Origin of the sequence: Magnetospirillum molischianum DSM 120 (assembly GCF_000294655.1) — a bacterium.
GTDB lineage: Bacteria > Pseudomonadota > Alphaproteobacteria > Rhodospirillales > Magnetospirillaceae > Phaeospirillum > Phaeospirillum molischianum.
In genome coordinates, this window is the sequence record NZ_CAHP01000009.1 from 80,402 (window position 1) to 91,606 (window position 11,205).

Sequence of the window (11,205 nt, forward strand, 5' to 3'; positions counted from 1 at the left end):
CGGTGCCCCGATCATGCGAACGACGCCCCCCAGCTGCCAGTCCGCTAAGACCCAAGCACCCCACCGCGAACCCGGACCCTGCCCCCGACGATGACTCTTCCTTGTGCCGTTGTGATCGCTGGCCCCACCGCTTCGGGTAAATCGGGACTGGCGCTCGCGCTTGCGGTCGCTTTCGATGGCGTGGTGATCAACGCCGATTCGATGCAGGTCTATGACGCACTGCCGATCCTCACCGCCCGTCCGGGACCAGCCCATCTGGCCCGAGCCCCCCATCGCCTATATGGACTGATCGACCCGGCCGAGCCTTGTTCGGCAGCGCGTTGGCGCGATCTTGCCACTGCGGAAATCAATGCCGCCTGGAATTCGAACCGCCTGCCGGTCGTGGTCGGCGGCACGGGTCTATACCTCGAAGCCTTGATGGATGGCCTGTCGCCGATCCCCGAAATCCCCCCCGAAGCCCGTGCCGAGGCCCGCACGCTGTTCGAGACCCTGGGCAATGCCGCCTTTCACCACCGTTTGGCCGAAATCGATCCGGTGATGGCGGCCCGCCTCCCCCTTGGCGACAGCCAGCGGATGATCCGCGCCTGGGAAGTTTTGTCGGCAACCGGCCGCTCGCTGGCGGCGTGGCAGACCGAACCGCGTGAAGGCGCGGTGGCGGCGCGGTGGCTTACCCTGGCGCTCGCCCCGCAGCGCGAACGGCTGCGGCAAGCATGCGACGGCCGCTTCCTGGCGATGGTCAATGCGGGAGCCGTTGCCGAAGCCCGTGATTTTCTCGCCCGCAATCTCGACCCTGTTTTGCCGATCATGAAAGCGCTGGGTCTGCGCGACCTGGGCAGCTATTGCCAGGGCGAACGTCCACTGGACGAAGCCATCGCAGCCGCCCAAAGCGCCACACGGGCCTATGCCAAGCGCCAAATGACCTGGGTGCGGCATCGACTTAAGCCGGATATAGTCCTAGATGCGCAACTTTCGGAAAGTTTGATGACCACAATCTTTATGAAAGTTCGCCAGTTCCGCTTGACCCCCGTTTGACATGGCGATAGGTTGTGCGCCTTCGCGCCGTTGGACTCCAATGGCGTGGCGGCATTAATTTGAGTTCAAGGGGCTGATATGGTGCACCACGATACGATGACCGGAGCGGAAATCCTCCTCAAGGCCCTGGTCGATCAGGGCGTGGACGTGATTTTCGGGTACCCCGGCGGTGCCGTGCTCCCGATCTATGACGAGCTGGCCAAGCAAAATCGCATTCGTCATATCCTGGTGCGGCACGAACAAGCAGCGGTTCATGCTGCCGAGGGCTATGCCCGCTCGACCGGCAAGGTCGGCTGCGTACTGGTGACCTCGGGTCCGGGAGCGACCAACGCTGTAACCGGCCTGGCCGACGCGCAGTGCGATTCGGTGCCGCTGGTCTGCCTGACCGGGCAGGTGCCGACCCATCTGATCGGCAACGACGCCTTTCAGGAAGCCGATATCACCGGCATCACCCGCCCCTGCACCAAACACAATTATCTGGTCAAGGACACCAACAACCTGGCGCGCACCGTGCACGAGGCGTTCCACGTCGCCCGCTCGGGACGGCCGGGGCCGGTGCTGATCGATCTACCTAAGGACGTGGTGCAGAATCGCGGCCTCTATCAGCCGCCATCGAAGACGAAATCGAAGTACAACCCGCAGGTTAAGGGTGACCTCCGCGCCATCGAACAAGCGGTCGAGATGATCGCCGGGGCCAAGCGTCCGATTTTCTATGTCGGCGGCGGCGTGATCAATTCGGGCGTGGCCGCCTGTCAGCTTCTGACTCAGTTCGTGCGGATGACCGGCTTCCCCTGCACCCTGACCCTGATGGGCCTGGGCGCATTTCCGGGGTCGGATCCGCTGTTCCTCGGCATGTTGGGGATGCACGGCACCGTCGAAGCCAACATGGCGATGCACGATTGCGATGTGATGATCAATATCGGCGCCCGGTTCGACGACCGCGTTACCGGACGGCTGAACGCCTTCTCGCCGAAATCCAAGAAGATCCATATCGATATCGATCCCAGCTCGATCAACAAGAACGTCGCGGTCGATCTGTCGATTGTCGGCGACTGCGCCCATGTCATCGAAGACATGATCAAGGTGTGGAAGGCCCGCCAGCCCAAAATCGACGAGCGGGCGCTCCGTGCGTGGTGGAGCAAGATCGAGGAATGGCGTGGTGCCGACAGCCTGCGCTATCCCGCCTCCGACACGATCATCAAGCCGCAATACGCGATCCAGCGCCTCTATGATCTGACCAAATCCCGCAACCCCTACATCTGCACCGAAGTGGGGCAGCATCAGATGTGGGCGGCCCAGCATCTTCGGCTGGATTCGCCTCTGCACTGGCTGACCTCGGGCGGGTTGGGCACGATGGGCTATGGCTTGCCGGCGGCGATGGGGGTCCAGACCGCTCATCCTGACGCGCTTGTGATCGACATCGCGGGCGAGTCCTCGATCCAGATGAACATCCAGGAAATGGCGACCCTGGTTCAGCACAACCTTCCGGTCAAGATTGTCATCCTCAACAATCAATACATGGGGATGGTGCGGCAGTGGCAGGAATTGATCCACGGCGCCCGCTACTCGGAAAGCCACATGGATCATCATCCTGATTTCGTCAAGCTGGCCGAGGCGTTCGGTGCCGTCGGACTGCGGGCCGAACGCCCGGATCAGGTGGATGGCGTTATTCAGGAGATGCTGGCGGTCAACCGTCCGGTCATCGTCGAGATGCGCACCGACGCCAGCGAGAACGTGTTTCCGATGATCATGCCCGGCATGGCCCATAACGAGATGGTACTGGGACAGGAAGACCGCTCTCGCGACAATCCGGGGTCCGAACAGGACGGCATGGTTCTGGTCTAAGGGGTATTACGACGTGACCGACGCAGTTCAAGACAGCAACCGCCACACCATTTCCGTCCTGGTCGATAACGAATCCGGCGTACTTGCACGGGTCATCGGCCTGTTTTCGGGGCGTGGTTATAATATAGAGAGCCTGACCGTCGCCGAGGTCGATGCACACGAGAATCTCTCGCGCATCACCATCGTCACCTCGGGCACACGGATGATCATCGAGCAGATCAAGAACCAGCTGCGCCGGCTGGTTCCTGTGCACAAGGTCCATGATCTGACGATCGAAGGCCCCCATGTTTCGCGTGAGTTGGCCTTGATCAAGGTTGCCTCGTCCGGGGAAAAGCGGGTCGAGGCTTTGCGGATCGCCGATATCTTCCGGGCGCGGGCGATCGATTCGACCAACGAATCCTTCGTGTTCGAGGTAGTCGGCGCAACCGAAAAGGTTGAAGCGTTCATCACCCTGATGCAGCCGCTGGGGCTGGTTGACGTGTCGCGCACCGGCGTTGTCGCCATCGCACGCGGGCCGAAGGCTCTGTAGTTTCCGTGACGCGAACGGGGGATGGCGCGTGCCGTCTCCCGTCAGCGGAAGTCGATATCCTCGTCCCGGATCAGCGCCTCGAATGCCGGACGGGCGAACAGGAACCCCTGAACGAAGCGTATCCCGGCCTCTTTCAGCACGGCCAGTTCCTCGGGTCGCTCGACACCTTCCGCCACCACCTTGATCCCGAGATCGCGACAAACCGACAGCATCGCCCGAAGGATAATCTGGCGCGTGCGGTCACGGTCGCAATTGCGCACAAGACCGATATCGATTTTGACGATATCGGGATGAATGTTCGCCAGTAAGTTTAGCCCGCTCGCTCCGGCCCCGAAATCGTCAAGGGCGACCAAGAAGCCCCGGCTGCGATAGTAATCGATGATTCGGGACAGGTGGGCATGATCGGAAATGCTCTCGTCCTCGGTAATCTCGAAGGTAATCCGGTCGCAAGGAAAGCCAACCCGTTCGGCGGCGGCCAATGTGGCGCGGATGCAGGCGCTTGGCTCATAGACCGCATTCGGCATGAAATTGATATTGAGACGACGGTCCAGTTTCAGCCGCCCGGCCAGTTCGATCGCCCGCACCCGGCAAGCCTGATCGAAGGCATAGCGGGTTTCGGAAGTCACCCGCGACAGGATGCTGGCGGCGGACTGGTTCTCGGGACCGCGCACCAGCGCTTCATAGGCATGGATTCGCCGCAATTCCAGATCGATCACCGGCTGGAACGCCATGGTAAACGGCACGTCGAACGTAACGCCGTCGTTGCATCGTCCACATTGAGTGAGCATCGATTCTCCTCTCTCTTTTTTCTCATCATCCTCCGGGGATCGAGGCAAGGTCAACGAACCCATGAAAGCCATTGGCGTTACATTTGAGGCAACCCGCTTTAAAGGATCGCTGGCGCACGGAGTCCGCATCGCTTACTCTTTTTCACATCATGACGAATTCTCACGCTGATCTTCTTCCCGCCCTGGAGGATCTGGCCCGCCGGGCTGGGGCCGCCATCATGGACATCTATGCCGAGGATTTCGCGGTTCGGCACAAGGCGGATTCCTCGCCTGTGACTGAAGCCGACCTGCGCGCCGAAGCGATTATTCTGCCCGGCCTTGCCGCGCTGACCCCCGATTTCGTGATCGTCGCCGAGGAACAGGTGGCGGCAGGACGGGTGCCGGTGCTGAACGATCGCCCGTTCTGGCTGGTCGATCCACTGGATGGAACGAAGGAATTCGTCCGCCGCAACGGTGAATTCACCGTCAATATCGGCTTGATCGACAACGGGGTTCCGGTCGCGGGCGTCGTGCTGGCTCCGGCACTGGGAGTGTTGTGGTCGGGTGCGGCGGGACACGCATTCAGAGTTGAGGCCGATGGGCACCGCCATCAGATCGCCTGCCGTCCCCGCCCGGCCAGGGGGGCCCGAATCGTCACCAGTCGCTCACACAACCAGCCCGAGATGTTGACGCGCTGGATGGCTCCGTTCGAGGATGCGGTCCTCGACTTCGCCGGATCGTCGCTGAAGTTATGCCGGGTCGCCGAAGGCTCGGCCGACCTTTACCCCCGCTTCGGACCCACCTGCGAATGGGACATCGCCGCTGCTCACGCCGTACTGCGAGCGGCCGGGGGAGTGATCGAGACCTTCGACGGCGTTCCACTCGCCTATGCCAAGTTAGGATTCCTCAACCCCGATTTCGTCGCCCGTGGGTCCGAACCTATCCCTCATCGCGTGTAGACTGAACGGGTAGGCACGCACCAAGGCTCCGCTCAAAATTCTTGCATTTATCCCGCAAAAGAGCCATTCTTAAAGGGTGAGCGGCGTAACCGCCCACCCTTTAGCCGCCGTAGTTCACTTACGGTGACTTGGCTAGGACTCGCAACCCAGAGTGGTTGTGGCGTACTCTGGTCCGCCCATCGGGGATCCTGCCAGCTCTTCACGGAGGAAGACCGTCGGGCACGACCGGCGGTCTTTTCGTTTCCCCCCTTTCCTTCGCTCTCCCCTGCCCCCATCTGTGGTTCAGCCCCTTCACCATGATTGGGACGGCCATGCTGATCCGCCGCCTTCCACCGCACGAACGGTCGTCCTATGCCGACCATCTGAAACGGCTGTGCTCCGATGACCGCCACCTCCGCTTTGCCCGCGCCGGAGTCAGCGATGAATGGCTGGACTCCTATGTCGCCACCATCCCCGAAGATGGCCTGATCCTTGTCGGCATGCAGCGTAACCAAGTGATTGCCGCAGCCCATGTTGCCTTTGACAGCGACAACGGCGTTGCCGAAGTCGGCCTCAGCGTCGATGCGGAACATCGCTCGGGCGGGTTGGGATCTGAATTGCTCAATCAGGCGGTCGTGTTCGCCCGGAACCGTCGCGCCGAACGGCTTTACACCCTGTGCCTGTCCGACAATCGGTCGATGGTGGCGCTGGCCCGCCGTGCTGGGATGGATATTCAGTTCTCTCAGGGCGAGGCAGAAGCGCATCTGCCGCTGCCGCCGCCTGACCCGCTGACGGTATCCCAGGAAATGTCGGCGGGTCTGTTCGCGGTATTCCGCGATTGGGCCGAATTGTTCGACCGCTATGGCTCGCTGGCAAGCGAATTGGCATCGGGAGGACGTGCGAAGAGGTAGGATTCTGCGGTCGGTCTGCGCTATACCCAAACGGCCATGTCCGACGCTCTCCCCCCCCTGCCCATCCCGCCCGACCGTCTGGCCAAAGCCACGCATATACTGGCTGAGAACGGTCTCGTCGCCTTTCCCACCGAAACGGTCTATGGCCTTGGCGGCGACGCCACCAGCGACATTGCCGTCGCCGCGATCTTCGCCGCCAAGGGCCGCCCCAGCTTCAACCCGCTGATCGCCCATGTCGATTCGGTCGAAGCCGCCACCGCCCTGGTCGAGTTCGGCCCGCTGGCCCTGGCCCTGGCCGCCCGGTTCTGGCCCGGTCCGCTCACTATGGTGCTGCCTCGACACCCCAATTCGCCGGTCTCTCTGCTCGCCACCGCCGGGTTGGACAGTATCGCCGTGCGAATGCCCGACCATCCAATTGCGCTGGCCCTGCTCCAGGCATTCGGCCGTCCATTGGCGGCACCGTCGGCGAACCGCTCTGGTGCGGTCAGCCCGACCACGGCGGCCCATGTCGCGCAATCGCTGGGAGATCGGGTTGGGATGATCCTGGATGGCGGCCCGTGCCGGGTCGGCGTCGAGTCAACCGTGCTGGATCTCACCGGCCCTTCGCCCCTGTTGCTGCGTCCGGGCGGCATATCACAAGAGGCTCTGACGGAAATCCTGGGAGTACGGCCCGAACGGCCTCATCCTGAAATCGGCGCGGTAACCGCCCCCCGCGCACCGGGCATGTTGTCCAGCCACTATGCCCCATCGCTGCCGGTTCGGCTGGAAGCCGCCGCCGCTGCTCCAGGCGAAGCGTTGCTAGGCTTTGGCCCCGGCGAGGCGACCCTGAACCTGTCGCCCGGCGGCGATCCGACCGAGGCTGCCGCCAATCTGTTTTCGATGCTGCGCGCCCTCGACCGCCCCGATTTTTCAGGCATTGCCGTCCGACCGATCCCCGATGCCGGACTAGGCTTGGCGATCAACGACCGTCTGCGCCGGGCGGCGGCCCCTAGAGGATAATTGCGATGACGACTCCTCTCGAAGGACTGGCGACGATCGTCGGTCCAGGCAACATGTTGACCGATCCAACCGACATGGCCCCCTATCTGATCGAAGAGCGCGGCCTCTACCGCAGTTCGGCCCAGGCGGTGGTGCGTCCCGGCTCGACCGCCGAAGTCGCCGCTGTGGTCCAGATCTGCGCCGAAGCCAAAATCGCGATGGTCCCCCAGGGAGGCCGCACCGGACTGTGCGGTGGCGCGGTTCCGGCCGGACTCGACCGGGCGATCGTGATCGCGACGGAACGAATGGATCGTATCCGGGTTCTCGATCCGGTCGATTTCACCATGACCGTCGAAGCAGGCTGCGTTCTGGCGTCACTCCAGGCAGCAGCGGACGAGGCCGGGTGCCTGTTTCCGCTGTCGTTGGCGGCCGAAGGATCGTGCCGGATCGGGGGCAACATCGCCACCAATGCGGGCGGCACCAACGTCCTGCGTTATGGCTCGACCCGCGATCTGGTGCTGGGACTCGAAATCGTGCTGCCCGACGGACGGGTGTGGAACGGCCTTAAGTCGTTGCGCAAAGACAATACAGGCTATGCACTGAACCAATTGTTCATCGGCTCGGAGGGGACACTGGGGATCGTCACCGCCGCCGTCCTGAAGCTGTACCCCCGCCCTACCGAGCGCCAGACCGCGTTGATCGGCCTCCCCGACTCCCAGGCGGCGCTGACCCTGCTGGGACAAGCGAGACGGGCCAGCGGTGACGCCGTTACCGCCTGCGAACTGATGTCACGGTTAGCCCTCGATCTGGCGGTGCGGCATATCCCCGGCTTGCGCGACCCGCTGGGAACGCCGTCGCCGTGGGTGCTGTTGCTGGAATTGTCGTCGTCGCGGCCGGGCGGGCTGCGCGAAGCGCTGGAATCCGTGCTGTCACAAGCGCTGGAAGACGGAACCGCCCAAGACGCGGTTCTGGCCGAAAGCGGCACGCAGCGTCAGGCCCTGTGGCGGCTGCGCGAATCAATCCCCGAAGCCCAAAAGCACGAAGGCGGCAGCATCAAACACGACATCTCGGTCTCGACCTCGCGCGTACCCGAACTGATCGAGCGCGCCAGTGCGGCAGTGGCGGACGCCCTGCCCGGCGCGCGTCCGGTGGCGTTCGGTCATATCGGTGACGGAAACATCCATTTCAACGTGTCCCAGCCGGAAGGAGCCGACAAGAACGCTTTTCTCGACGAATGGCCCCGTCTCAACCGGGTCGTCCACGATATCGTCATGGGGATGGGCGGTTCGATCTCGGCCGAACACGGCATCGGCCGACTGAAAGCCGCCGAACTGGCTCGGATCAAGCCAGACTTGGACATCGAGCTGATGCGGAGGATCAAAACAGCGTTCGACCCGGACGGACTGATGAATCCTGGAGCAGTACTTATCCCCTAACAAAAGGGATAACACACACCCTACGCTATAGAAATTTCAGCAGTTTGCGCTATATCTTTAGTCGAAATCCTCTCCCAGGGGGTGCCCGACATGCGCAGACGATCGCTGATGGGATTCATGATGGCGGCAGCGATGGCGGCAACGCTGACACCCGCCACGGTCCGTGCCGAGGAAACGCTGCGGATCGGCGTGGTTCCCCACACCAGCGCCCGAGTAGTGCTGGAAATGTACCAGCCCCTTCGCGAACAGTTAGAGGCCGAACTGGGCCACAAGGTTGAGATTCAGACAGCGCCTGATTTCTCATCCTTCGCCCGACGCGCTCTGGATCGTGAATACGACATCGCAATCACCACCGGCCATCAAGCCCGACTGCTTCAGCAGGATGCGGGCTACCTGCCGCTGGTCACCTACGAAGCGGAGTTTCGAGCGGTGATGGTGGTGGCGGAATTGTCTCCGATCAGACGGCCGGAAAATCTGACCGGCAAGACGATAATCGGGCTGGGTCCGACCTCGTTGGTGACACAATGGGGGCAACACTGGATCGCCGAACACGGCATCGCCGATATCCAGACCCGCTATGTCAGTGCCGCCGACAGCGTGGCCCAATTGCTGCTGACCGACGAAGCCGCCATCGGGTTGATGTCCAACGCCAATTTCCATCGGCTCGCCCCGGACGTTCAGGCCCGGCTGCGCCTGTTTGCCCGCTCCGAGCCGATGCTGGGCCGGGTCTACATGCTAAACGGTGCCCTGGCCGATCATCGGGCCAAGATCCTGGCCGCGTTGCATGCCTTCGCCGCGTCTCCTGCGGGAAAGAGCTACTTCAACGGCACCAGCCTGATCGGCTACCGCCTCGTCACCCCCCAGGAACTGGCGGCGATGGACCCCTTCGCCCTCGAAGTCCGCAATATGCTGGCGACGGAGAAACCATGATCTGGCCATTTCGTATTCGTACCGTCCGCGCCCGCTTGCTGATTGCCGCCATCCTGGTTGAAACGGTGATGCTGACTCTGATGGTTGGCAACGGATTGCGGGTGCTGTCCTCAAGTCTTGAGACCCAGGCCGAGACCCAGGCTGAACAATTGGTGCCGGTGCTTCAGGCGGCACTGATCACGCCCCTTGCCCAGCGTGACCATGCCACCGTCCAGGCGATTCTAGACGAAAGCCGGATTTCGAATGCCCTCGATTATCTTGCGGTCGAAGACGTGCGCGGCCGTGTCATCGCGATCAGCGGATGGGATAAGGCGCGTTCCCTGCCTGCGGTCGATCCACAGATTTCCTTTAGCGAGAAAGCGCCGGGGATTCACCGCTTCGACGTTGACGCTCCGATCGGTTTGTTGGGGCAGGATCTGGGCCGACTGCAATTTGGGCTGAACCTCGACCAGCAGGTCGCGGCTCTGCATACCCAGTTTTCGCAAAGTCTGGCGATTGCCGCCGCCGAGATCGCACTTTCTGCCGCCCTGCTGACCGCGATCGGGATCTGGCTGACCCGTCATCTGACCGCTTTCACCCGCATGAGCAAGGCAGTCGGCAAAGGCGATTACACCTCGGTCGAGATGACCGAGGGAGAAGACGATATCGGCCAATTAGGCTATGCCTTCAACGCGATGTCGCGCGCCGTGCGCGAGCGTGTCGAAGATCTGACCGTTGCGATCCGTCGCCGCGAGGACGTCGAAAATGAATTGCGCACCAGCGAAGCTCGTTTCCGTGATCTCGCCGCATCGGCATCGGACTGGTTCTGGGAATCCGACGATCAAGGCCGCCTGACCTATGCCTCGGATCTGATCGCGTCGGTACTGGGGGTAACTCCGGCGGCGGTGATCGGCCTCAGTTGGTTCGATCTCGGCCTCAACGACCTGCCCGAACACGCTAATCAATATCGTCAAGACCTTGCCGATCATGCCCCTTTCCGCGATCTGACGATCAATATCGGCCCACCGGGCGGAAAAGATTTCCGCACCGTGCGGATCAGCGGCACCCCGGTATTCGACGCCGATGGCCGCTTCGCTGGCTATCGCGGCGTCGGGGCCGACATCACGCGAGAGGCCCAGGCCGAATTCCGCGCCCAGCGCGCCCAGCAACAACTTGTCGATGCGCTGGAGAGTCTGGCTGACGCGATCGCGGTCTATGATTCCAACGATCATCTGGTGATTAGCAACGCTGCTTATCGCGGCTTGTTGAAGATCGACCAGGAAACGGCGGAAGGCGACGTAACCTTCCGCGACGTCATCACTTATGCCTACGATCACCGCTTGTTCAACATCGGCGGGCGGAGTTTCGATACCTGGATCGACGACCGGGTTCACCGCCACCGCGATGCCAACGGCGAGGCATTTATCATCCAGACCAACGATGGCCGCTGGTTCCAGAGCCGTGAATTTCCGACACGCGAGGGCGGCGTGGTTTCTGTTCGCACCGATATCACCGAGTTGAAGCGGCGCGAGGAGGCTGGGTGTCGGCGATACCTCTACAGTTCCTCGGCCTGCGTCTATGCCAGCGAGAAACAGGACGCTCCCGACGTTCCCGCCCTGAAAGAAGCCGACGCCTATCCCGCCATGCCCGAGGATGGTTACGGATGGGAAAAGCTGTTCAGCGAACGCATGTGCCGCCATTTCTCGGAAGATTATGGTTTAGATACCCGCATCGTGCGCCTGCATAACGTCTATGGTCCGCTCGGCACTTATGACGGCGGGCGGGAAAAGGCACCGGCCGCTATTTCCCGCAAAGTGCTTGAGGCAAAGCTGTCCGGTAACCACGCTATCGAGATTTGGG

At 62.2% G+C, this 11,205-nt stretch carries 10 protein-coding genes; 9 read left to right on the top strand and 1 reads right to left on the bottom strand.

The window, feature by feature from the left end; translation table 11 throughout:
• Positions 1 to 90: 90 nt before the first annotated feature.
• The 3 genes from miaA (at position 91) to ilvN (ending at position 3,406) form a co-directional block, all read left to right on the top strand.
• Positions 91 to 1,032, top strand: coding sequence for a tRNA (adenosine(37)-N6)-dimethylallyltransferase MiaA (gene miaA / locus PHAMO_RS02110; RefSeq protein WP_002725947.1), 942 nt, complete (start codon positions 91 to 93; stop codon positions 1,030 to 1,032).
• Positions 1,033 to 1,110: 78 nt separating this feature from the next.
• A complete protein-coding gene (locus PHAMO_RS02115; RefSeq protein WP_002725949.1) occupies positions 1,111 to 2,877 on the top strand; it encodes an acetolactate synthase 3 large subunit in 1,767 nt (588 codons plus the stop codon).
• 13 nt (positions 2,878 to 2,890) lie between these two features.
• Positions 2,891 to 3,406 (top strand): acetolactate synthase small subunit, encoded by a 516-nt coding sequence (ilvN, locus tag PHAMO_RS02120; protein ID WP_002725951.1) that lies wholly within the window; start codon positions 2,891 to 2,893, stop codon positions 3,404 to 3,406.
• A gap of 41 nt (positions 3,407 to 3,447) precedes the next feature.
• On the opposite strand, the gene PHAMO_RS02125 is transcribed toward ilvN, so the two are convergent.
• Positions 3,448 to 4,194, bottom strand: coding sequence for an EAL domain-containing protein (locus PHAMO_RS02125; RefSeq protein ID WP_002725953.1), 747 nt, complete (start codon positions 4,192 to 4,194; stop codon positions 3,448 to 3,450).
• Between the two features lie 149 nt (positions 4,195 to 4,343).
• On the opposite strand from PHAMO_RS02125, the gene cysQ reads away from it, so the two are divergent.
• The 6 genes from cysQ to PHAMO_RS18820 form a co-directional block, all read left to right on the top strand.
• Positions 4,344 to 5,132, top strand: a complete 789-nt coding sequence (gene cysQ / locus PHAMO_RS02130; protein ID WP_002725957.1) for a 3'(2'),5'-bisphosphate nucleotidase CysQ — start codon at positions 4,344 to 4,346, stop codon at positions 5,130 to 5,132.
• Positions 5,133 to 5,443: 311 nt separating this feature from the next.
• Entirely contained in the window at positions 5,444 to 6,022 is a 579-nt protein-coding gene (locus PHAMO_RS02135; RefSeq protein WP_155801493.1) for a GNAT family N-acetyltransferase, read from the top strand.
• Positions 6,023 to 6,058: 36 nt separating this feature from the next.
• Positions 6,059 to 7,021 (top strand): L-threonylcarbamoyladenylate synthase, encoded by a 963-nt coding sequence (locus PHAMO_RS02140; protein WP_002725961.1) that lies wholly within the window; start codon positions 6,059 to 6,061, stop codon positions 7,019 to 7,021.
• Between the two features lie 5 nt (positions 7,022 to 7,026).
• The gene (locus PHAMO_RS02145; RefSeq protein ID WP_002725963.1) at positions 7,027 to 8,436 is read left to right on the top strand and encodes an FAD-binding oxidoreductase; all 1,410 of its coding nucleotides are present in this window, start codon (positions 7,027 to 7,029) and stop codon (positions 8,434 to 8,436) included.
• 90 nt (positions 8,437 to 8,526) lie between these two features.
• Positions 8,527 to 9,366, top strand: a complete 840-nt coding sequence (locus tag PHAMO_RS02150) for a phosphate/phosphite/phosphonate ABC transporter substrate-binding protein (RefSeq protein WP_002725965.1) — start codon at positions 8,527 to 8,529, stop codon at positions 9,364 to 9,366.
• A partial coding sequence (locus PHAMO_RS18820; RefSeq protein WP_155801495.1) for a PAS-domain containing protein occupies positions 9,363 to 11,205 on the top strand: 1,843 nt, incomplete at its 3' end. The genes PHAMO_RS02150 and PHAMO_RS18820, both read left to right, overlap by 4 nt.